This is a genomic window from Microbacterium sp. SA39, assembly GCF_000967865.1.
Taxonomy (GTDB): Bacteria; Actinomycetota; Actinomycetes; order Actinomycetales; family Microbacteriaceae; genus Microbacterium.
Map to the genome: position 1 here is coordinate 1 of NZ_JXRU01000033.1, position 20,691 is coordinate 20,691.

Here is a 20,691-nt window from a genome sequence, read left to right on the forward strand (position 1 = left end):
TCCGGCGTCAAGGGCGCGTTAGCGTGAGTCACGAAGACCTCCGTGTGTGGACAGTGAGTGTGGTAACCCACATCCTGCACGGAGGTCTTCGTTACCTCAGACGTTCACAACGTGTCGGGGAAGAACAGCTAGAGCACCTTCGAGAGGAAGTCCTTCAGACGCTCGTTCTTCGGAGCGCCGAACAGCTCGGCGGGCGGGGCATCTTCGACCACGACCCCGCCGTCCATGAAGACCGTACGTCCGGAGACCTCGCGCGCGAAGCCCATCTCGTGCGTCACCAGGACCATGGTCATGCCTCCGGAGGCGAGGTCGCGGATGACCTGCAGCACCTCGCCGACCATCTCGGGGTCGAGGGCGCTCGTCGCCTCGTCGAAGAGCATGATCTCGGGGTCCATCGCGAGCGCGCGAGCGATCGCCACGCGCTGCTTCTGACCACCGGAGAGGGATGCCGGCTTCGCGTCGGCCTTCTCGGAGAGACCGACCCGCTCGAGCAGCGACAGGGCTCGCGACCGAGCATCCGCCTTCGACAGCTTGCCGAGCTCGATCGGCGCGAGCGTGATGTTCTCGAGCACGGTCATGTGCGGGAACAGGTTGAAGTGCTGGAACACCATGCCGATGCGCTGACGCACCTCATCGAGCTTGACGCTCTTGTCGGTGAGGTCGACGCCGTCGATGATGATGTGCCCTGACGTCGGCTCCTCGAGCTTGTTCAGGCAGCGCAGCAGCGTGGACTTGCCCGAGCCCGACGGACCGATGACGGCGACGACCTCGCCGTCGGCGACGGTCAGGTCGATGCCCTTGAGCACGTGGTTGTCGCCGAACGACTTGTGCAGATCCTTGACCTCGATCTTGCTCATGCTTTGAACTTCCTCTCCAGGCGGTTCGCGAGCAGCGTCAGCAGCGTGATCAAGACGAAGTAGATGATGGCGACGATGGTCAGCACCTGCGCCGACAGGTAGGTGGAGGCGATGATCTGGCGCGACACGAACGTGAGCTCGGCCAGACCGATCACGCTGATCAGCGACGTGTCCTTGAGGGTGATGATGCCCTGGTTCACGAACGACGGGATCATGATGCGGAACGCCTGCGGGAGGACGACCTTCTGCATCGTCTTCCAGTGCCCGAGCCCGAGCGAACGCGACGCTTCGGCCTGGCCCGGATCGACCGCCTGGATGCCGCCGCGGATGATCTCGGTCATGTACGCACCCGTGTTGAGCGAGAGCGTGATCGCGCCGGCGACGAACGGGTTGAACGTCAGGCCGGGGAACAGCTGCGGGATCGCGAAGAACACGAAGAACGCCTGCACGAGGATCGGCGTGCCGCGGAACACGAACACGTAGGCGGTCGCGAGCCAGCGGAACGGGGCGAACTTCGAGATGCGGCCGAAGCCGAACACGAGCCCGAGGATGAACGCCGCGACCAGGGCGACCAGCGTCGCGAGGACGGTGAGCCAAAGCCCCTGCATGAGCGCGGGCCAGTACTGCACCGCGACCGAGATGATGTCCGTCGCCTGCGTCGACGTCTCTCCGCCGGCGAGGTAGGTGTCGACGATCTCGTCGTACTCGCCGGATTCCTGCAGGTTCGCGAGGCCCTCGTTGAACATCTCGATCAGCTCGGGATTCATCCCCTTGTTGACCGCGAAGCCGTACTCACCGCCGAGCTCGGGCTCGCCGACGAGGCGGAATCCGGACCCCTGCTGGATGCCGTACGCCAGCACCGGGAAGTCCTCGAAGTATCCGACCGCCTGACCCGCCTTCACGGCGTCCACCATGTCGGTCGTGTCCGAGTAGGGCGTGACCGTGAAGCCGTACTCGTCCTGGTTCTCCTCGGCGAAGGTCTGACCCTGCGTGCCGGTCTTGACCGCGACCGCCTCGCCGTCGAGGTCATCGAGCGACTCGATGTCGCTCGACTCGAGCACGCCGAGCTGGATGCCGCTCGTGAAGTACGGGTCACTGAAGTCGAAGGTCTGCTGACGCTCCTCGGTGATCGACATGCCGGCCATGACGGCATCCACCTGGTTCGCCTGCAGCGCCTGCACGGCCGCGTCGAAGCCGAGCTGACGGATCTCGACCTCGAAGCCCTGATCTTTCGCGATCGCGCGGAGCAGGTCCATGTCGATGCCGACGAGGTCGCCGTTCGCGTCGGTGAACTCGAACGGCGCGAACGTGGTGTCCGTGCCGATGACGTAGGTCTCGCCGTCTTCGGCGGCGACGGCGGGGGATGCCCCGCCCAGAAGTGCGCCGACGGCGACGAAGGCGGTCAGCGCGGTCGCCAAGGCCGTGCGGCCGAAGCGGCGCAGACGCGCGGAGGGTGTGCGGATCACGACGGATGCTCCCGGGGATCGGATGATGCGACCGGACAGCCGCCGATCATCAACCCTAACTGGCGGCTGCCGCCTCCTTCGGCGACAGCGTGATCCAGTACCTGCGCAGTAGGGCGTGACCTCGGGCCGACTGATCGCTCACGTCCTGCAGCACACCGCCGGCCTTCTCGATCGTGCGAGCCGAGGCGATGTTGTCGTCGTCGCAGGTCACGAAGACGCGGTCGAGACCCATCTCGCGCGCGCGGTCGAGCCCGAGGGCGAGCGCCGCGGACGCGTACCCCTGACGCCGCCGCGACGCCCGGACCGCATAGCCGATATGGCCGCCGGCCTCGCTGAGCCAGTCGTTGAGCCTGTGCCGGAAGGAGAGGAAGCCGATGACCTCGCCGTCGTCCACGATCCAGTAGAGGTCCTCGTGCACGAGCCCGTCCGGCAGCTCCGCGGAGGTGTCGGCATGCAGCGCCGCCTTCTCGATGAGGGCATCGAGCGTCTCGAGGTCCGGCGTGACCGGTGCCGACAGGCCCGATCCATCGATGTGCCCATCACCGAACTCGGCGACCGCCTCGGCCCAGCTGTCGAAGTGGTCGGTGGTCGGGCGGATGAGGTCGATCGTCATCGCCCGATGACATCACATCGGATGCCGTCGGCGCAAAGCCGTCACCTGCCCCGGAGCAACGCGGAGATCGAGACGTCTTCATCCAGGCGGCGCCAATGGACGCCCTCCCCCGCGCCGATGAGTCGCCAGTCGGCTCGATCGGCGGAGCTGGCGCCCGCGAGACGCGGGAACCAGTTGAGGGGTGCGCTGATGGTGCGCCCGTCCTTCATCCGGACGTGCAACTCTCGATCGTCGATCACGACGTCGACCGCGAGGTCGTCATTCACCGAAGTACTCATGCCACGCCTCCTCGATCCGATCTCGCCGAAGCTCGACGATACGATGCAGTCGTCGCAGTTCCGGCCCGCTGAACCTTGTGCTCGACGCCGATTCTACGGGCCTCAGCCAGAACTTGGCAGTGAATTCCGCGCGCTCCACATGCACATGCGGCGGCTCCGATCCCTCATTGCTGTAGAAGAAGAATCGGTATCCGTGAACCCGCAGAACCGTCGGCACCGTCGGAGGCTACGCCCGCGCCGACGCGCCTCGATGGCCTGCGCGCGGCGTCCCCCGGACGAGGGGGAAACCGCCGGTAGAGCACTGCCTGTGGAGTGATCCTGGCGCGATCGCTCAGGTCGCGAAAAACCACCCATCCGATGCCGGGATGGGTGCCTTTTCGCGACGGGAACTACTCGATAGGGGCGGATGCCGTGACGTCAGCACGTGCGGCGTCGGCCGGCTTGCCCTTCGGCACTCCGCGCAGGAACAGCGCCGCAACGAGCGCCACCAGGATCACGACGGCCGGCAGCAGGATCGCCTGCGACATACCGGCCGCGAAGCCCTCGGCGACGGCATCCGGCAGCTTCCCACCCGAGCCGATCGAGCCGGCGGCGTCTCCCATGCCGGGCAGGTTCGCCTCGAGCCTCGCCTGCATGAACGTGGCGATCGCCGCCGAGCCGACGACCGAGCCGATCGTTCGCGTGGTGTTGTAGATGCCCGCGCCGGCTCCGGCCTGACGCATGGGCAGCATCCGCGTGGCGGTCGTCGCGAGCGGGCCCCACATCCCGGCACTGCCGATGCCCACAAGGGCGGACGGGAACAGGAACATCCAGACCGGGGTGTCCATGTTCACGAGTGACGAGTACCAGAACAGCGCAGCGGCGAAGGCGATGAGCCCGGGGATAAGGATGACCCGGGGGTCGGTGCGATCGAGGATCTTGCCCGCGAGCGGCGCGAGCACGCCCGAGAACACCGCCATCGGGACCATCAGCAGCGCGGCTTCGGTCGGAGCGAGGCCTCGGGCGATCTGCAGGAAGAACATCAGCGGCAGCGACATGCTCGTCACCGCGAAGCCCACCGCCGCGATCGCGACGTTGGCTCCCGAGAAGTTGCGGTCTCGGAAGAGCGCGAGCGGCACGAGCGCCTCGCTCTTGGTCTTCCACTGCTGGAGGATGAACAGCGCGAGCACCACGACGCCGGCGATGATCAGGCCCCAGACCGAGATGGGCCCCCAGATGACGCCCCAGTCGTACTTCTCACCCTCCTGCAGCCCGAAGACGAGGAGGAAGATCGCGGCGGCGCTGAGCACGACGCCGAGGATGTCGAAGCGATGCGGGTGCGTCTTCAATCGCGGCACGAGGATCCACGCGGCGACGAATGCGATCACGCCGACGGGCAGGTTGACGAAGAAGATCCACTCCCAGCCGAGGCTGTCGACGAGCACGCCGCCGAGCAGCGGCCCGACGAGGGTCGCGACTCCGGCCGTCGCGCCCCACAGCCCCATGGCCGCGCCGCGGCGGTCGGCGGGGAACGTGCGGGTGATGACCGCCATGGTCTGCGGTGTCATGAACGCGGCGCCGAGGCCCTGCGCCGCGCGCGCGACGATCAGCCCCTCGAGTGAGGTCGAGAGACCGCACCACAGCGACGCGAGCGTGAAGATCGCGAGACCGATGAGGTAGATGTTCTTCGGGCCGAAACGATCGCCGAGGCGTCCGGTGATGAGGAGCGGCACCGCGTAGGTGAGCAGGTAGGCGCTGGTGACCCACACCACGTTGTCGAGGTTGTTCGTGTTCGGATCGAGCGCGGCCTTGATCGCCGGGTTCGCGACCGAGACGATCGTCGTGTCGACGAGGATCATGAAGAAGCCGATGACGAGCGCCCAGAGGGCGGGCCACGGGCTCTTCGGTGCGTTGCCCGGGGCGAACGGCCCGGTCTCGGGGCCGGCGGCCCCCCGTGATTCGGTCATTGCTGTGCAGCCTTTCGCTGAGCGAGGTAGCGGTCTGAGTTCGTGAAGGCCGACGGCCCCCAGGGGATGCTTTCGGCTTCGAGTCGTGCAAGCAGCAGGTCGAGCCAGCGCAGTTCCGCGTCGAGGAGAGCCTCCTGGCGCTCGACCTCGACGATCACCTGCGCGGGCACACCCTTGTCCCGCGCCTTAACCAGGCCGTCGCGGTGCAGGACATGCTCGTCGACGAGGGCGGTGCGGCGAGCGCGGAGCAGCGTGATCGTGACGGCGCGCTCGAGGTTGTGCGACTCGGCGAGAGCCACGCGGAACTCGGCCGGACGGTCGACTCTGGGGAGCTCCCGCTGCACCCAGGCGACGACCGCGTCGCGGCCGGCATCCGTCAACGTGTAGGTGGTGCGCTCGGGGCGGTTGCCGTCACGATCGGTGCCGACCTCGTCGATGAGCTCCGCCCGCTGGAGCCGCGCGACGGTGTGGTACAGCGTGCCGTTGGTGATGGTCAGCAGGCGGTCGTCGTGGCGGAGGCGAAGCAGCCGCACCATCTCGTAGGGATGCATGTCGGCCTCGCGCAGCAGCGCGAGCACCATCACCCCCATGGGCGTGAGCCGATCCACGGCATCCTTCATGTTCCCCCTCGATTAGTCCATGTGGACTATACGCTCTGTTGCGCGTCCGGACAAGACGGCGGCGCGCCTCTGGAATGATGGGCGGGTGAGCACCTCTTCAGAAGGCACGGCACGGACCATTCCCGGCTGGCGGCACATCTACTCGGGCAAGGTCCGTGACCTGTACGCCTCCGAGGATCCGGCGGACACGCGCATCCTGGTGGTCGCGTCCGACCGCGTGAGCGCCTTCGACTTCGTGCTCTCTCCCGGCATCCCGGAGAAGGGTGCGTTGCTCACCCGCCTCAGCCGCTGGTGGTTCGCACAGCTCGCCGAGGTGCCGAATCACCTCGCTGAGGGCGAGATCCCGGATGCCGTCGTCGACCGCGCCATGCTGGCACAGTCGCTCGAGATGCTGCCGATCGAGTGCGTCGTGCGCGGCTACATCACCGGGTCGGGCTGGGCGGAGTACCGGCAGAGCGGCACGGTGTGCGGCATCCCGCTGCCGGGCGGCCTGCAGAACGGCGACAAGCTGCCGGAGCCGTTGTTCACCCCGGCGTACAAGGCGCCGATGGGCGAGCACGACGAGAACATCACCTACGCGAAGGTGGTCGAGCTGGTCGGAGAAGACCGCGCCGCCGAGCTGCGCGACGCCTCGCTCGCGCTCTACGCCCGCGCCGCCGCGATCGCTGAGGAGAAGGGCCTGATCCTCGCCGACACCAAGTTCGAATTCGGAACGGACGGCGCCGGCACGCTGCGCCTGGCCGACGAGGTGCTCACGAGCGACTCTTCGCGGTACTGGGACGCCGAAGCGTGGAAGACCGGCACCACCCCGAGTGAGCGGATGGCAAGCTTCGACAAGCAGATCGTGCGCGACTGGCTCGCCGCGAACTGGGACAAGCAGGGCGAGCCGCCCCTGCTTCCGGAAGACGTGGTCGAGCGCACGGCCGACCGCTATCGGGAGCTGATCGAGCGCCTCGGGGCGTGACGTTTCGTCTCGCGAAGACCCGCGCTGAGCGAGCGCCAGCGAGTCGAAGCGTCGCTCAACGACCGGAGGGTACCCGACGCACGTCGGTGTGGATGAAGTCGTCGCCCTTGAAGAGCAGCGGCTCATCGCGGGTGATGGCGAGGGCGTAGGAGAAGCAGTCGCCGTAGTTGAGCCGGGCGCGGCTCCCCGAGCCGCGCCCGAATCGCTGATAAGCATCGCTGGCCAAGCGCGCCTGATTCCCGTCGACCGGAATCACGCCCGCGTTCACCTGGATAAGTATCGCCTCGAAGATGTCACAGAGCCTCGTTCCGCCGCGGCTCTGCAGGACGATGCGACTTTCCGCCACTGTGGCCGCGGAAACGGCCACCGGATTCTCCTTCAGCAGCTCTCGAAACTGCTCACTCTCCGGTTCGTTCAGCAGAATCGCCAAGAACACCGACGAGTCCACGATCATCGCGGTAGCCCCATGTCGTCGTACATATCCGCCATGATCTCTTCCACCGTGGGGCCGTTCAGAGGAATCCGACGGGCTTCTTCGATCAGTTCGTCGATGCGCGCGCGACGTCGCTCTTCGAAGGACTGCACCTCCCGAGAGACTTCCGCGATGCGCCGGCGCACAGCATCCTCGACCGCACTCGTCTGGCTCTGCCCGGTCATCGCGGCCAGCTGGCGCACCAGCTCGTGCGTCGTCTCGTTCTTGATGTTGAGGCTCACATCTACCAGTCTACCTTCGGTTTCTACCATGGTAGAAACTTGTCCAGGCAATACTCAGGAATCGGTAGTCTGGCTCCATCACGGTCGTGATCCGCGAACGTCATCCCCCGAACTGAGGAGCCCGCATGGCCCTGTGGAAGCTGCATGGAAACGGCCGCACTCTCGAGCCCGGCGCTGTCGTCCGTCCGGACGAGCGCCTGAACTGGCCCGCCACGATCGCGATCGGACTCCAGCACGTCGTCGCCATGTTCGGCGCGACCTTCCTCGTTCCGATCATCACCGGCTTCCCGGTCGCGACCACCCTGCTGTTCAGCGGCGTGGGCACGATCCTCTTCCTGCTGGTCACCCGCAACAAGCTCCCCAGCTATCTGGGATCGTCGTTCGCTTTCATCGCTCCGGTGACCGCGGCGACGGCATCCGCGAACATGGGCACCGCGCTCGCCGGCATCGTCGCCGTCGGCGTGCTGCTCGCGATCATCGGCGTCGTCGTTCACACGGTCGGGGTCAAGTGGGTCGACCGCTTCCTCCCGCCCGTCCTCGCCGGCACGATCGTCGCCCTGATCGGGTTCAACCTCGCCGGGGCAGCGCACAACAACTACGCGGCGGCTCCGATCACCGCCACGTTCACCCTCGCCATCACGATCCTCTTCGCGGTGGTCTTCCGCGGATTCCTCGGACGCATCTCGATCTTCCTCGGCGTGATCGCGGGATACATCTTCGCGGCATTCCGCGGGGAACTGAGCTTCGAAGCCGTCGAGAAGGCCGACTGGATCGGCCTGCCCACCTTCACGCTCCCGAACTTCACGGAGCCCGGCACGCTGACGGCGCTGGCGATGTTCCTCCCCGTCGTGCTGGTGCTGATCGCCGAGAACGTCGGACACGTCCGTGGCGTCGCCACCATGACCGGTGACAACTCCATCAACGAGCAGACCGGCAAGGCCTTGATCGCGGACGGCGTCTCGACCACCCTCGCCGGCTTCTTCGGCGGATCGGGCACCACGACCTACGGCGAGAACATCGGCGTGATGGCCTCGACCCGCGTGTACTCGACGGCCGCGTACTGGGTCGCCGGCGCCGCCGCGATCCTGCTGAGCCTGTCGCCGAAGTTCGGCGAGGTCATCAACTCGGTGCCCGCCGGCGTGCTCGGCGGCGTCACGACCGCCCTCTACGGCCTGATCGGCGTGATCGGCATCAAGATCTGGGTCGACAACCGCGTCGACTTCTCCCGCCCGGTGAACCAGTACACGGCCGCGGTCGCGCTCATCATGGCCGTCGGCGGATTCATGATCAAGGACGAGGCTTCCGGCTTCGAGCTCGGCGGGATCGTCATCGCGACCGTCGCCGCGATCCTGATCTATCACCTGGGCAATCTCGTCGCGCGGCTGCGCAAGACCGGCACCGACGACCCGAAGCCGCTCGCGGCTGTCGGTCCGCTCGGCGGCGACCCCGCCTGACGCACCGCGCGCGCCGACCGGTGCCGGCGGCTTCGCGTGCACAACTCAGCAAGAATTCGCGGAAACTCCTCCGAGAGGCCGGTTTTCGACGGTTCCATCCCGTTCTTGCTGAGTTGTGAACCGGGCGGCACCGGGACCGACCCGAACGATGCGATCAGTCGATGACGGCGAGCATTCCGTCGGCGGCTATCGCCGCGGACAGCTCGGCCCGGTGCAACAGGATGCCGGCGCGATGGGCGGGGACCGTCGTCTCCATCTTCATCGCGTCGATGACCGCGACCGGGTCGCCCTCCGAAACGCTCGCGCCGTCGTCGACGAGCCAGCGCACGAGCGTGCCAGGCGCAGGCGAGCGCAGCTCTGTCGGATCGTTCGCGGGGACCGCCGACGCGGCATCCGTCGCCCGCCCGAGACCCGCCAGCAGTGAGGCGGGCAGGCCGAGCACGACGCGGCGTCCGTCGATCTCGACGGGGAAGCGCTGCAGGGCGGCATCCGGCACCGATCTCGGACGAGCCTGAGTCTCCAGCGTCGGCAGCAGGGCGCTCTCGATCCACTGCGTGTGCGCCGCGAACGTCTCGGTGCCGAAGGCAGGCTCGTCGATCGCGAGCAGATCGAACGGGATGACCGTCGCCGGGCCCTCGACCGCGAGCTCGCGCAGCGCGCGTCGTGCGCGCACGAGCGCGGCGTCCCGGGTGTCGGCGTGGACGATGAGTTTGGCGATCATCGAGTCGAAGGCGGGCTGCACGATGTCGCCCTCCTCGATGCCGCTGTCCCAGCGCACACCGGGACCGCCCGGGATGCGCAGCCGATCGACGCGACCGGGACTGGGCAGGAAGCCACGGCCGGGATCTTCCGCGTTGATGCGGAACTCGAAGGCGTGGCCGACCGGGACAGGGGTCTCCGCGATCGACATTCCCTCCCCGAACGCGATGCGGAACTGCTCGCGCACCAGATCGACGCCGGTGACCGCTTCGGTGACCGGATGCTCCACCTGGAGCCGGGTGTTGACCTCGAGGAACGAGATCGTGCCGTCGGCGGCGAGGAGGAACTCCACGGTTCCCGCGCCGCGATACAGCACCTCGGCGCAGATCGACCGCGCGGCGTGGTGAAACCGCGACCGCTGCTCGTCCGACAGCCCGGGCGCGGGTGCCTCCTCGATGAGCTTCTGGTTGCGCCGCTGCATCGAGCAGTCGCGGTCCCCGACGACCACGACCGCGCCTTGCCCGTCTCCGAGCACCTGCACCTCGATGTGCCGAGGGCTCTCCAGGAAGCGCTCCACGAAGCACTCGCCGCGACCGAATGCCGCGATGGCTTCGCGGGTGGCGGCGTCGAAGGCCTCGGCGACATCGGACAGCTCGCGCACGACCTTCAGCCCGCGCCCGCCGCCGCCGAATGCCGCCTTGATCGCGATCGGGAGCCCGTGCTCCTCGGCGAACGCGACAGCATCCGCAGGCCCTGCCAACGGCTCATCCGTGCCTGCGGCCAGCGGTGCCCCCACCTGCTGCGCGATGCGGCGCGCGGTCATCTTGTCGCCGAGGGCGTCGATGCTCTCGGGTGTCGGACCGATCCAGACGAGACCCGCACCCTCGACGGCCCGCGCGAACGCGGCGCTCTCCGACAGGAATCCGTAGCCGGGATGCACGGCATCCGCACCCGACTGCACGGCGGCGGCGAGCAGCGCATCCGCCGACAGGTAGGTCGTCGCGGCGGTGTCACCGCCCAGCCCCACGGCCTCGTCCGCCAGGCGCACGTGCAGGGCATCGGCATCCTGATCCGCGTAGACCGCGATCGAGGTGTACCCGGCTTCGGCGCAGGCGCGGATGACGCGCACGGCGATCTCTCCGCGATTCGCGATCAGCACCCTTCGCGTGGTCGGCACGGTGGTCATGAGGTCTCCTTGACGATGAAACGAAGGCGCACGCCCGGCGCCAGCTGACCTGCGAGGTCGAGGCTCCGATCCGTGAGCGCACCGATGATGGGGTAGCCGCCGGTGAGGGGATGGTCGGGCAGGAACAGAACCGGCTGCCCGTCCGGCGGCACCTGGATCGCCCCGGTGACCGCGCCCTCGCTCGGCAGCTCTCCGCTGAGCGCGCGTTCCAGCGGCACCTCGCCCTGCAGCCGGATGCCGACGCGATCCGAGCGCGGCGTCACGGTCCATTCCTGGCCCGTGAGCGTCTGGAGCGCCGCGGCCGTGAACCAGGCGTCGCGGGGCCCGAGCGTGATCTCGAGGTCCACGACGTCGCCGTCCGCAGGAAGATCGCGGGGGGCAGCCTCGGGTTCGACCGGGTACGGAGCGGGGCCGCCGACGGGGACGACGGCTCCCGCGGTCAGCGCCTCCGGCCCGAGTCCCGCGAGAGTGTCGCCGGCGCGGCTGCCCAGGGCGGGTTCCGCATCCAGCCCGCCGCGGACGGCGATCACGTAACGCAGACCACGTTCCGGGTGCGCGAGGGTCAGCTCGTCTCCGTCGACCGTGGCGAAGGGCCTTCCGTGCGCGACAGCGCGAACGGTGCCGTCGGCCTCTGTGAGGGTGAGCGCTCCGATCGCTCCCGTGACTGCGGCGACGCCCGCGCCGCGGAACCGCAGCACGGCTCCCCCGACGCTCTCGAGCACCGCGGCTGTCGTCCCGTTGCCCACTGCGCGGTTCGCATCGTGCATCGCGCGGCGGTCGGCGGCCCCGGATGCCGACACCCCCAGCGCCGCGAACCCGGGGCGCCCGGCATCCTGCACCAGCAACTGCAGCGACGGACGCACGATCTCGACAGCGGCGCGAGAACCAGGGCCATCCGCGTCCGGAGCGGCGGCACCAGCAGGCGGCGCAGGGTCATCACCACCGCCGGCGCCCAGCGCACGCTCCCGCTCCTGCACGAACCTCACCGTCGTACCCGGCGACAGCAGAGCCGGCGGGTCGCGGTCGATGTCCCACATCACGGCATACGTGCGGCCGATGAGCTGCCAGCCGCCCGGGCTCTCGCGCGGATACACGCCGGTGAACTGTCCGGCCAGCGCCACGGATCCGGCGGGAACGCGCGTGCGCGGTGACGAGCGACGCGGCATGTCGAACAGGGGATCGCTGCTCACGACGTATCCGAACCCGGGCGCGAAGCCCGAGAACGCGACGCGCCAGTCCGCGGCGAGATGCCGTTTCACGAGTTCGTCCGCCGAGACTCCGAGCAGAGATGCAGCCTCATCGAGATCCTCGCCGTCGTAGCGCACGGGCACGGTGACCTCGCCGGTGCCGGGCAGATGCGCGGTGTCGAGCTCCGTCGCCGAGAGCGTCGCCGCGAGCTCGGCGGCGGCCACCCGTAGCGGGTCGAAGCGCACGAGCACCGTGCGCGCGCCGGGGATGCGCTCGACGACGCCAGCCACTCCCTCCCACGCGAGGTTCAGGCGCATCGCCTCGTCGAGGTCTGCCGCCTCGACGAGAAGGGCACGATCGGATGCCGTGAGGATGCGCATCGGTCAGACGCCCGCGAACGGCGCGATGGTGATGCCCGCGCCCTCCAGCATCCGCCTGGTCTCCGCCGCCATCGCGACGGATCCGGGGCTGTCGCCGTGCACGCAGATCGACTGCGCGACCACGGGCACGTCGGTGCCGTCGATCGCCCGGATGACACCGTCGGACGCGAGACGCACCATGCGCTCGGCGACCGTTGCGGGGTCGTGCAGTACGGCGCCCGGCTCGGTGCGCGACACCAGCTGACCGTCCGGCTGGTACGCGCGGTCAGCGAAGGCCTCTGCCGCGACGGCGAGCCCGGCCCGCTCGGCGACGTCGAGCACGACTCCCCCCGAGAGGCCCAGCAGCACGAGACTCGGGTCGATCGCGCGAATGGCGGCCACGACGTCCTTCGACTGCCGCTCGTCGCGGGCGATGGTGTTGTACAGCGCGCCATGCGGCTTGACGTAGGAGACCCGTCCTCCGACTGCACGGGCGAGGCCGATGAGCGCGCCGAGCTGATACTCGACGTGCGCCTGCAGCGTGGCCGAGTCGATGTCGACCTTCGTGCGCCCGAAGTTCTCGTAGTCGCGGTAGCCGGGGTGGGCGCCGATCACGACCCCGCCCTGCACGGCGGCCGTGAGCGTGTCGCGGATGCCTTCGGGGCTGCCGGCATGGAAGCCGCACGAGACGTTCGCGCTCGTGACGAGACGCAGCATGCTGTCGTCGTCGCTCACGATCCGATCGGCGACGTTCTCGCCGAGATCCGAGTTCAGGTCGATCGACACCATGCGATCACGCTCCGATTCCGAGGAGGGCGAAGATGGGGCCGACCGACACGATCCCCATGTACCAGGTGAGCAGCGTCACGACCGTGCCGGCGATGAGCAGCCACAGCGGGTACTTCTTCGCTCCGAGGAGATCGCGGCGGAACCAGCCGATGTACATGAACACGGTGAGGCCGATGGGCAGGATCAGCCCGTTGAAGCCGCCGACGAAGACGAGGATGGCGGCGGGCGCCGTGCCGATCGACAGATACACGATCAGCGAGACGACGATGAAGGCGACGGTCGCGAGCTGCAGCGGCCAGCCGCCCGCGAGCTTCTTGGTGTACGTGGAGAGGAAGGTCGCCGAGGTGTACGCGGCGCCGATGACCGAGCTGATCGCGGCCGCCCAGAAGATCGCCCCGAAGATGCGGAGACCTGCGTCACCGAGCACTGCTCCGAAGGCCTGCCCCGCGGGGTTGGCTCCCTGACCGGACAGGTCGAGGGCCACTCCGGATGCGACGACCCCGAGGATCGCGAGGAACAGCACGTACCGCATGATGCCGGTGACGAGGATGCCGTTGGCGGCAGCCCGCATGACCGGGCCCGCGTGCTCGGGGCCGGTGAGACCCGAGTCGAGGTACCGGTGCGCACCGGAGTAGGTGATGTACCCGCCGACGGTGCCGCCGACGATCGTGGTGATCGTGGCGAAGTTCAGCTCGTCCGGCACGAAGGTCTGACGCAGCGCCTCTCCGATCGGCGGCTGGGCGATCACGGCCACGACGACCGTCATGATGATCATCCCGACGCCGAGCACGACCAGGACGATGTCCATCACGGGACCCGCCTTCTTCACGAGGAAGATGACGATCGCCAGGGCGGCGGTGAGGATGCCGCCGAGCTTCGCGTCGATGCCGAGCAGAGCGTTCAGGCCCAGCCCGCCGCCGGCGATGTTCCCGATGTTGAACGCCAGTCCGCCGATCACGACGAGCAGGGCGATGAGATGGCCGGAGAAGGGGATGGCGCTGTTGGCGAGTTCGCCGGCGCGCTTGCCCGACGACGTGATCATGCGCCACACGTTCAGCTGCACGGCGATGTCGATGAGGATCGAGATGAGGATGGCGAAGGCGAACGCCGCCCCCATCGTCGCGGTGAAGGTGGCCGTCTGGGTGATGAACCCGGGACCGATGGCGCTGGTGGCCATGAGGAAGATCGCACCGATGACGGCGCTGCGCCCGGTGCGCTTCTTGACGGCGGCGAGGCGGGCTTCGTCTTCTGCGGAGAGCGAGGTGGTGGACTGCTGCTCGGACATGGCGGGGGGATTCCCATCGTCGTTGGTGGGTCGATTGCGACCCAGTGTAGAACGGCTAGAGCATGATTGTTCAACGAAATTGTTTCCGGCGTACTACGACGGCGTTGCTTTCGCGTGATCTCGGCCCGGCATCTCTGAACGATCCGAGCACGACGCCGCCTACGATGAAGGCATGAATCAGCAAGGCATGCTCGCCGATGTGCTTCGTCAGAGCATCATCGACGGCGACTTCGCCCCGGGGTCCCGCCTGTCGGAGTCGGCGCTGGCCGAGCAGTTCGACGTGTCGCGGAACACGCTCCGCGAGGCCTTCCGGGTGCTCGCCGAGCAGGGCCTCATCGAGCACATCCCGCACCGCGGAGTGTCGGTGGCCTCCCCGACCATCGCCGACGTGATCGACATCTACCGCGCCCGCCGGGTGATCGAGTGCTCGGCGCTGCGTCAGTCGGAGCCGCAGCATCCGGCCGTCCAGCTCATGCGCGACGCCCTCGCCGAGGCCGAAGCACAGCTGCCGCACGAGGACTGGCGACGGATCGGCAGCGCGAACATGGCGTTCCACGACGCCATCGTCGCCCTGGCCGACAGCGCGCGACTCGCTCGCACGTATCGCGACGTCGCCGCCGAGCTGCGGCTCGTCTTCCTCGAGATCGACGAGCCCCGATCACTGCACGAGCCCTTCGTCCGTCGGAACAGGGCCGTGCTCACCACGCTGCTCGAACGCGGCCCCGAGGCCGCCGCCGATGAGCTCGAGCGCTACCTCATCGCGTCCGAGCGCAGCGTGCTCGGCGCGTTCGCACGCATGGGCCGCTCCTGAGCGATGCGGCCAGTGCCGGCTCAGCGCCGGCCGTCGCGTACCGCACGCGAGGCCCGAAGCCGCAGGTCGTCGTCCCGCGGCGCGATGTCGGGCCGTAAGGGCTCCGTGGGCTCAGGCAGCCCGTAGAGCCGGTGCATCCATCGCCGTGCGTCCTCCAAGGGGAATGAGTCGCCGTACACGGCGTATTTCATGAAGAGCCCCTCGAGTGCGCTGCGCAGCATGATCTCCTCGAGAGCCGGATCTGCGGCGCCGCGCTCGCGGAACATCCGCCGCACGGCGTCTTCCGACGCGGTCACGTTCTCAGCATGGCGCTGCTCGGACTCCGCGAACAGGCGATGCGTGGTCGGCTGCTGCTGCAGCGAGAACACGGCCCGCTGCACGGGCAGCGCGTGGGCTGTCGCGCGCAGTGCGCCGTCGATCACGCCAGCCAGCCGTTCGTCTGCCGAACCCTTCGCCTGGGCGATCCCGAACAGGGTCTCGAACCATCGATCGATGACCGCGACGATGAGCTGATCCTTGCCGCCGAAGTGGTAGTTCACCAGGCCCTGCGCGACGCCGGCCCGCTGAGTGATCTCCGCGATGCTGGCCCCCGAAACGCCCCGCTCGCTGAAGATCTCGATCGCGGCCTGCAGCATTGTCTCGCGAGCGCGCTCGCGGGCGAGACGGTTCTGCTCGTCGGAGCGTGCCATGCGGCATCCACCTCCCAGGGGATCCTCGGTCGACTTCCGAATCTGTCCCCCCGCCCTATAGATTACTCATTGAATGCTCATTCAATCTATGACGCATGACGCATGACGCACCGGAGACTCACGGCCGCGATCCCTCCTGAGGGGGCATCGGGCTCGCGGCCGTGTTCCGCGTAAGAGCGCGGACCACATCGTCGGGTCATGCCGAGGCGCGCACCACGAGCTCGGTCGGCAGGATCGTCGTGTGGGCAGGGTCCCCACCCGTGAGCAGCCCCAGCAGCACGGTCGCCATCGCCTCGCCCTGCGCGTACATCGGCTGCCGCATCGTCGTCAGCTGCGGATCGGTGCTCACCGCCACGGACGAGTCGTCGAAGCCGACCAGCGCCACGTCCTCGGGCACGCGCAATCCGGCCGATCGCAGGGCGGTGAGAGCACCGCGCGCCATCAGGTCGCTGGCGACGAAGATGCCGTCGGGGCGACCGGTGGCGAGGATGCGTCGCACGGCATCCGCTCCACTGCTCTCGCTGTAGTCGCCCTCCTCCTCGGCGAACGGCGTCAGCCCGGCCTCGGCCAGCGCATCCCGGAAGCCCTGGACACGGTCGACGGACGAGACCATCGTCAGGGGGCCGGAGATCGTCGCGACGCGCGTGCGACCGGTCTCGACCAGCCGGCAGGTGGCGACCCTGGCCCCGTTGACGTTGTCGACGTCGACGACGTAGTCGCCCTCTCGGCGGCGCACCGGACGACCTCCGTAGACGACAGGCACGGCCTCGGCGATCCGGTCGATGAACGCGTCACTGGTGTGGTGCGAGACGATCAGCGCGCCGTCGACGCTGCCGTTGCGCACGAAGCTGTTCATCTTGTCGCCGGGGTCGTCACTGGCGATGAGGAGGTTGAGGAGGTAGTCCGAGCCGCCGAGTGCGCCGGTGATGCCGGCGACGATCGCGGCGAAGAAGGGATCGCCGAAGAAGCGGTTGGTGTCCTCGGGCACGATCAGCGCGATCGCGTGCGTCTGGCGCGACGCGAGCGAACGGGCCGCCCGGTTGGGCACGTAGTTCAGGTCATCGATCGCCTTGCGCACCGCGGCCAGCGCCTCCGGGCTCACCGCCGTCGAGCCGTTGACCACGCGTGAGACCGTCGACCGGGAGACCCCGGCCGCAGCCGCCACCTCTTCGATGGTCGCCCGTGGCGACATCACCGGATGCTCTCTTCCATCGACCCATTCTGTCTGTTCGGTGCCGACCCTGAGCGCCGATATTGCGTCGAATCGCGTAAATGGCGGGGATTCGAGCGTGGATGCCCCGATTCAGGCCGTCCCGACGAGCGAGGGTGCCGGCGAGAGATCGCGCGCCGCGATGATCCGTGCGTACTCGCGGCCGGAGTCCTTCAGGCTCCGCTCCTGCGTGTCGTAGTCGACGCGAACGATCCCGAAGCGCTTGTCGTACCCCCACGCCCACTCGAAGTTGTCGAACATCGACCAGTAGAAGTAGCCGCGCACGTCGACCCCGGCATCCGCGGCATCGAGCACCGCACCGAGGTGCAGCCGCAGGAACTCGGTGCGCTCCGTGTCGTGCACGCGCGTCTCGCCGTCCTCTTCGACCGCGACGTCGTCATAGGCGGCGCCGTTCTCGGTCATGTACAGCACGGTTCCGGCGGGTTCGGCGTACTCGGTCCAGACCCGCTGCAGCAGGCGGGTCAGTCCTTCGGGCTGCACCTCCCAGTTCTGCGCAGTGCGCGGGAGTCCTCGTTCGACGGAGTGGATGCCGTGGCTCGAGGGATACGGGCTGCGGTGCCTGCGCTCGGTCGCGGGTCCGCCGGAGACGGTCGCGCTGGCGGGCGCCGTGCCCGACACGAAGTCGCCGTGGTAGTAGTTGACGCCCTGGGTGTCGATGCGCTGCGAGATGGTCTCGAGGTCGCCGTCGTGAATCGCGGACTCGAACTTCGCCACCGCATCGGCATCCACCCTACGGATGTCCTCGACGATGTCGGCCGGATACTCCCCCCGGTAGATGGGGTCGAGGAACCAGCGGTTGAACTGTCCGTCGATGCGGCGCGCGGCGTCGACATCGGCGGGGTTCGCCGGATCGGCCGGGTCGGCCACGGTGTGGTTCAGCGTGATGCCGAGGTTGAGCGACGCGTCGCGCCCGCGCAGCTCGCGCACCGTGGCGCCGTGCGCCAGCAGCAGGTGGTGCGACGCGAGCAGTCCCTCGGCGATACTCGTGTGCCCGGGAGCATGCTCACCGCCGGTGTAGGAGAGGAACGACGAGCACCACGGCTCGTTCAGAGTGGTCCAGACGTTCACCCGGTCGCCGAGCGCGTCGTGCATGGTGCCGGCGTACTCGAGGAAGCGGTCGACGGTGTCGCGGTCGGTCCAGCCCCCGGCATCCTGCAGCGCCTGCGGCATGTCCCAGTGGTAGAGCGTCAGCCAGGGCAGGATGTCGGCATCGAGGAGCTCGTCCACCAGGCGGGAGTAGAAGTCGACGCCCTTCGGGTTGACCGCCCCGCCGTCGGGGCGCACTCGCGACCACGACGTGGAGAAGCGATAGGTCTGCAGCCCCAGCTCGGTCATGAGCGCGACGTCGTCGGCGTACCGGTGGTAGTGGTCGCAGGCGATGTCGCCGTTGTCGCCGCCGATCACAGCGCCGGGCTCCCGCGAGAAGGCATCCCAGATCGAGGCGGTGCGTCCGTCTTCGAACGCCGCTCCCTCGATCTGATAGGCCGCGGTCGCGGCACCGAAGAGGAAGTTCGAGGGGAAGGGGCGCGTCATGGAGGTCATCCTTTCACCGCACCGGCCATGATGCCACTGACCAGCTGGCGACCGGCGACCACGAAGAGCACCAGCAGCGGAAGGGTCGCGAGCACGGCACCGGCGAGCACGATCGAGTAGTCGACGTAGTATCCCGACTGCAGCTGGCTGAGCGCGGTCTGGAGAGTGGGGTTGGCGGGGGACAGCACGATCAGCGGCCACAGGTAGTCGGTCCACGCGGTCATGAAGGTGAAGAGTCCCAGGATCGCCATGGCCGGCCGCGCCGCGGGGATGCCGACGGTCAGGAAGGTCCGGAACTGGTTCGCCCCGTCGACCCGAGCGGCCTCGATCAGCTCGTCCGGGATCACGTCGACCAGGTACTGCCGCATGAAGAACACGCCGAAGGCGGTGACGAGCGTGGGCACGATGACCGCACCGATCGTGCCGGTCCAGCCGAGCTCTCGCATGACCATGAACAGCGGGATGATGCCGAGCTGCGTCGGGATCGCCATGGTCGCGATCACGAAGATCATGAGACCGTCGCGGCCCTTGAAGCGCAGCTTCGCGAAGGCGTAGCCGGCGAGCGTCGAGAACGTCACGACCGAGATCGTGATGATGCCGGAGATGAGGAACGAGTTGCCGAGGGCGAGCCAGAACGGGATCGCGTCGAAGACCTTCGCGGCGTTGGTGAAGAAGTTCCCGCCGGGGAACAGCGGCAGCGTCTCACCACGGGTGGCGTTCGTTCCGCTCGCGACCACGACCGACCACCACAGCGGGTACACGCTGCCGATGATGAACGCGGCGAGCAGGCCGTAGGTGAGGAAGCCGGGGCGGCTGCCGATGCCGGCGGTGCCGGTGGACGCTCCGCGGCGGCGACGGATCTTCTCCGGAACGCTGAGTGCCTGGGTGGCGGTCATCGCGTCTCCTCCTTGCTGGTCTTGACGGCGCGGCGGCGTGCGGCGCGGTTCCTGCGGTCGTCGCCGGTGGAGATCCGGCGCGAGATGACGAAGTTGATCAGGCCGAAGAGGACGATGAGGAGGAACAGCAGGATCGCGACGGCGGACGCTTTGCCGAGGTCGAGACGGAAGAAGGCCAGCTCCCAGAGGAACAGCACCGTCGTCTGGAACTGCCGGTCGCTGCCGCCGATCCCGCCCGCCGTCGAGACGTCGAACAGTCGCGGCTCGGCGAAGATCTGCAGACCGCCGATCGTCGAGGTGATGATCACGAAGATCAGCGTCGGGCGGATCGTCGGAATGGTGATCGAGAAGAAGCGGCGTGCGGAGCCGGCACCGTCGAGGGCGGCGGACTCGTAGAGATCACGCGGCACCGACTGCATGGCGGCGAGCAGGATGAGGGCGTTGTAGCCGGTCCAGCGGAAGTTGACCATGACCGCGATCGCGATGTGCGACAGGCCGGTGTCGGTCTTCCACTGCTGGTCGGCGATGCCGATGACGTTCAGCAGGTTGTTGGCGAGACCGTCGGCCTCGTTGAAGATGCTGGAGAAGATGATGGCGACAGCGACCGGTGTCACGACGAAGGGGATGAGCACGCTCATCCGCCAGAACGTCGGAGTGCGCAGGCCCCGGTCCAGGAGGTAGGCGATGAACAGCGCGACCGCGAGCTGCGGGATGGCCGAGAGCAGGAAGATGCTCACCGTGTTGAAGATCGAGTTCCAGAACATCGGGTCGGCGAGGACCTCGGTGAAGTTGCCGATCCCGACGAAGTCGCCCTCGCCCTTGAGCAGATCCCAGTCGTGGACGGCGACCCACACGGTGTACAGCAGCGGGAACAGTCCGACCAGCCCGAAGAGCAGGAAGAACGGCGAGATGTAGAAGTACGGAGAGGCGTGCTGGTCGAATCGCGAGATGCGGTGGCGCCAGGGCCGCTTCGGGGCGGCATCCGTCTTCTGCGGCGGAGCGGATGCTGTCGTCTCCGTGCGTTCGTGCGTGAGGGTCATGAGAAGTCCTTGTCTCGGAGTCGCAGGGGCGCGTTTCGTCTCGCTCGGCTTCGCCGTGCTCGCTCAACGACCA

General features: G+C 68.1%; 21 protein-coding genes. 3 read left to right on the forward strand and 18 right to left on the reverse strand.

Annotated features, from left to right (window positions below):
• Positions 1-128: 128 nt before the first annotated feature.
• The 7 genes from RS85_RS08845 to RS85_RS08875 form a co-directional block, all read right to left on the reverse strand.
• A complete protein-coding gene (locus RS85_RS08845; protein ID WP_046013088.1) occupies positions 129-857 on the reverse strand; it encodes an amino acid ABC transporter ATP-binding protein in 729 nt (242 codons plus the stop codon).
• Entirely contained in the window at positions 854-2,323 is a 1,470-nt protein-coding gene (locus tag RS85_RS08850) for an amino acid ABC transporter substrate-binding protein/permease (protein WP_052703501.1), read from the reverse strand. Before RS85_RS08850 ends, RS85_RS08845 begins: the two co-directional genes overlap by 4 nt.
• A 55-nt stretch (positions 2,324-2,378) precedes the next feature.
• On the reverse strand, positions 2,379-2,936 hold the full coding sequence (locus RS85_RS08855; RefSeq protein WP_046013089.1) for a GNAT family N-acetyltransferase: 558 nt from the start codon (positions 2,934-2,936) through the stop codon (positions 2,379-2,381).
• A gap of 41 nt (positions 2,937-2,977) precedes the next feature.
• Positions 2,978-3,214, reverse strand: a complete 237-nt coding sequence (locus tag RS85_RS08860) for a DUF2442 domain-containing protein (protein WP_046013090.1) — start codon at positions 3,212-3,214, stop codon at positions 2,978-2,980.
• Entirely contained in the window at positions 3,195-3,431 is a 237-nt protein-coding gene (locus RS85_RS08865) for a DUF4160 domain-containing protein (protein ID WP_046013091.1), read from the reverse strand. Before RS85_RS08865 ends, RS85_RS08860 begins: the two co-directional genes overlap by 20 nt.
• A 172-nt stretch (positions 3,432-3,603) precedes the next feature.
• Positions 3,604-5,160 (reverse strand): DHA2 family efflux MFS transporter permease subunit, encoded by a 1,557-nt coding sequence (locus RS85_RS08870; RefSeq protein WP_046013092.1) that lies wholly within the window; start codon positions 5,158-5,160, stop codon positions 3,604-3,606.
• On the reverse strand, positions 5,157-5,780 hold the full coding sequence (locus tag RS85_RS08875; RefSeq protein ID WP_046013093.1) for a PadR family transcriptional regulator: 624 nt from the start codon (positions 5,778-5,780) through the stop codon (positions 5,157-5,159). Before RS85_RS08875 ends, RS85_RS08870 begins: the two co-directional genes overlap by 4 nt.
• An 85-nt stretch (positions 5,781-5,865) precedes the next feature.
• Between RS85_RS08875 and RS85_RS08880 the strand changes: the two genes are divergently transcribed.
• Positions 5,866-6,744 carry a phosphoribosylaminoimidazolesuccinocarboxamide synthase gene (locus tag RS85_RS08880; RefSeq protein ID WP_046013094.1) on the forward strand — a complete coding sequence of 293 codons (879 nt, stop codon included), beginning with the start codon at positions 5,866-5,868 and terminating at the stop codon, positions 6,742-6,744.
• Positions 6,745-6,799: 55 nt separating this feature from the next.
• Here the strand turns inward: RS85_RS08880 and RS85_RS08885 are convergent, their stop codons facing one another.
• Together RS85_RS08885 and RS85_RS08890 are read right to left on the reverse strand one after the other, a co-directional pair.
• The gene (locus RS85_RS08885) at positions 6,800-7,198 is read right to left on the reverse strand and encodes a type II toxin-antitoxin system VapC family toxin (RefSeq protein ID WP_046013095.1); all 399 of its coding nucleotides are present in this window, start codon (positions 7,196-7,198) and stop codon (positions 6,800-6,802) included.
• Positions 7,195-7,458: a type II toxin-antitoxin system VapB family antitoxin gene (locus RS85_RS08890; protein WP_046013096.1), complete on the reverse strand. Its 264-nt coding sequence runs from the start codon at positions 7,456-7,458 to the stop codon at positions 7,195-7,197. The genes RS85_RS08885 and RS85_RS08890 overlap by 4 nt, the downstream gene beginning before the upstream one ends.
• Positions 7,459-7,583: 125 nt before the next feature.
• Between RS85_RS08890 and RS85_RS08895 the strand changes: the two genes are divergently transcribed.
• Positions 7,584-8,912 (forward strand): uracil-xanthine permease family protein, encoded by a 1,329-nt coding sequence (locus RS85_RS08895; RefSeq protein ID WP_046013097.1) that lies wholly within the window; start codon positions 7,584-7,586, stop codon positions 8,910-8,912.
• Between the two features lie 154 nt (positions 8,913-9,066).
• Here RS85_RS08895 and RS85_RS08900 read toward each other — a convergent pair whose 3' ends face one another.
• The 4 genes from RS85_RS08900 to RS85_RS08915 are packed head-to-tail and all read right to left on the reverse strand — an operon-like array spanning position 9,067 to position 14,418.
• A complete protein-coding gene (locus RS85_RS08900) occupies positions 9,067-10,797 on the reverse strand; it encodes an acetyl/propionyl/methylcrotonyl-CoA carboxylase subunit alpha (RefSeq protein ID WP_046013098.1) in 1,731 nt (576 codons plus the stop codon).
• The gene (locus RS85_RS08905; protein WP_046013099.1) at positions 10,794-12,365 is read right to left on the reverse strand and encodes an urea amidolyase family protein; all 1,572 of its coding nucleotides are present in this window, start codon (positions 12,363-12,365) and stop codon (positions 10,794-10,796) included. The genes RS85_RS08900 and RS85_RS08905 overlap by 4 nt, the downstream gene beginning before the upstream one ends.
• A 3-nt stretch (positions 12,366-12,368) precedes the next feature.
• A complete protein-coding gene (locus RS85_RS08910) occupies positions 12,369-13,133 on the reverse strand; it encodes a LamB/YcsF family protein (protein ID WP_046013100.1) in 765 nt (254 codons plus the stop codon).
• Positions 13,134-13,137: 4 nt separating this feature from the next.
• Positions 13,138-14,418 (reverse strand): NRAMP family divalent metal transporter, encoded by a 1,281-nt coding sequence (locus RS85_RS08915; protein WP_046013101.1) that lies wholly within the window; start codon positions 14,416-14,418, stop codon positions 13,138-13,140.
• A 172-nt stretch (positions 14,419-14,590) separates the two neighbouring features.
• Here RS85_RS08915 and RS85_RS08920 point away from each other — a divergent pair, with 172 nt between their 5' ends.
• Complete coding sequence (locus RS85_RS08920) at positions 14,591-15,229, forward strand: GntR family transcriptional regulator (RefSeq protein ID WP_046013102.1); 639 nt, start codon at positions 14,591-14,593, stop codon at positions 15,227-15,229.
• Positions 15,230-15,249: 20 nt separating this feature from the next.
• Here the strand turns inward: RS85_RS08920 and RS85_RS08925 are convergent, their stop codons facing one another.
• The 5 genes from RS85_RS08925 to RS85_RS08945 form a co-directional block, all read right to left on the reverse strand.
• Positions 15,250-15,918, reverse strand: a complete 669-nt coding sequence (locus RS85_RS08925) for a TetR/AcrR family transcriptional regulator (RefSeq protein WP_046013103.1) — start codon at positions 15,916-15,918, stop codon at positions 15,250-15,252.
• 196 nt (positions 15,919-16,114) lie between these two features.
• Complete coding sequence (locus RS85_RS08930) at positions 16,115-17,110, reverse strand: LacI family DNA-binding transcriptional regulator (protein ID WP_046013104.1); 996 nt, start codon at positions 17,108-17,110, stop codon at positions 16,115-16,117.
• Positions 17,111-17,221: 111 nt separating this feature from the next.
• Positions 17,222-18,682 (reverse strand): GH1 family beta-glucosidase, encoded by a 1,461-nt coding sequence (locus RS85_RS08935; RefSeq protein WP_200894813.1) that lies wholly within the window; start codon positions 18,680-18,682, stop codon positions 17,222-17,224.
• 5 nt (positions 18,683-18,687) lie between these two features.
• Entirely contained in the window at positions 18,688-19,578 is an 891-nt protein-coding gene (locus tag RS85_RS08940; protein ID WP_046013106.1) for a carbohydrate ABC transporter permease, read from the reverse strand.
• Complete coding sequence (locus tag RS85_RS08945) at positions 19,575-20,618, reverse strand: carbohydrate ABC transporter permease (RefSeq protein WP_046013107.1); 1,044 nt, start codon at positions 20,616-20,618, stop codon at positions 19,575-19,577. The genes RS85_RS08940 and RS85_RS08945 overlap by 4 nt, the downstream gene beginning before the upstream one ends.
• Between the last annotated feature and the right edge of the window lie 73 nt (positions 20,619-20,691).

Bases quoted from the DNA above. Each gene is read 5' to 3' on its own strand.
- RS85_RS08845 (WP_046013088.1), bottom strand. From the start codon at position 857: ATGAGCAAGATCGAGGTCAAGGATCTGCACAAGTCGTTCGGCGACAAC.
- RS85_RS08855 (WP_046013089.1), bottom strand. From the start codon at position 2,936: ATGACGATCGACCTCATCCGCCCGACCACCGACCACTTCGACAGCTGG.
- RS85_RS08860 (WP_046013090.1), bottom strand. From the start codon at position 3,214: ATGAGTACTTCGGTGAATGACGACCTCGCGGTCGACGTCGTGATCGAC.
- RS85_RS08870 (WP_046013092.1), bottom strand. From the start codon at position 5,160: ATGACCGAATCACGGGGGGCCGCCGGCCCCGAGACCGGGCCGTTCGCC.
- RS85_RS08875 (WP_046013093.1), bottom strand. From the start codon at position 5,780: ATGAAGGATGCCGTGGATCGGCTCACGCCCATGGGGGTGATGGTGCTC.
- RS85_RS08885 (WP_046013095.1), bottom strand. From the start codon at position 7,198: ATGATCGTGGACTCGTCGGTGTTCTTGGCGATTCTGCTGAACGAACCG.
- RS85_RS08895 (WP_046013097.1), top strand. From the start codon at position 7,584: ATGGCCCTGTGGAAGCTGCATGGAAACGGCCGCACTCTCGAGCCCGGC.
- RS85_RS08900 (WP_046013098.1), bottom strand. From the start codon at position 10,797: ATGACCACCGTGCCGACCACGCGAAGGGTGCTGATCGCGAATCGCGGA.
- RS85_RS08905 (WP_046013099.1), bottom strand. From the start codon at position 12,365: ATGCGCATCCTCACGGCATCCGATCGTGCCCTTCTCGTCGAGGCGGCA.
- RS85_RS08910 (WP_046013100.1), bottom strand. From the start codon at position 13,133: ATGGTGTCGATCGACCTGAACTCGGATCTCGGCGAGAACGTCGCCGAT.
- RS85_RS08915 (WP_046013101.1), bottom strand. From the start codon at position 14,418: ATGTCCGAGCAGCAGTCCACCACCTCGCTCTCCGCAGAAGACGAAGCC.
- RS85_RS08920 (WP_046013102.1), top strand. From the start codon at position 14,591: ATGAATCAGCAAGGCATGCTCGCCGATGTGCTTCGTCAGAGCATCATC.
- RS85_RS08925 (WP_046013103.1), bottom strand. From the start codon at position 15,918: ATGGCACGCTCCGACGAGCAGAACCGTCTCGCCCGCGAGCGCGCTCGC.
- RS85_RS08930 (WP_046013104.1), bottom strand. From the start codon at position 17,110: ATGTCGCCACGGGCGACCATCGAAGAGGTGGCGGCTGCGGCCGGGGTC.
- RS85_RS08935 (WP_200894813.1), bottom strand. From the start codon at position 18,682: ATGACGCGCCCCTTCCCCTCGAACTTCCTCTTCGGTGCCGCGACCGCG.
- RS85_RS08940 (WP_046013106.1), bottom strand. From the start codon at position 19,578: ATGACCGCCACCCAGGCACTCAGCGTTCCGGAGAAGATCCGTCGCCGC.
- RS85_RS08945 (WP_046013107.1), bottom strand. From the start codon at position 20,618: ATGACCCTCACGCACGAACGCACGGAGACGACAGCATCCGCTCCGCCG.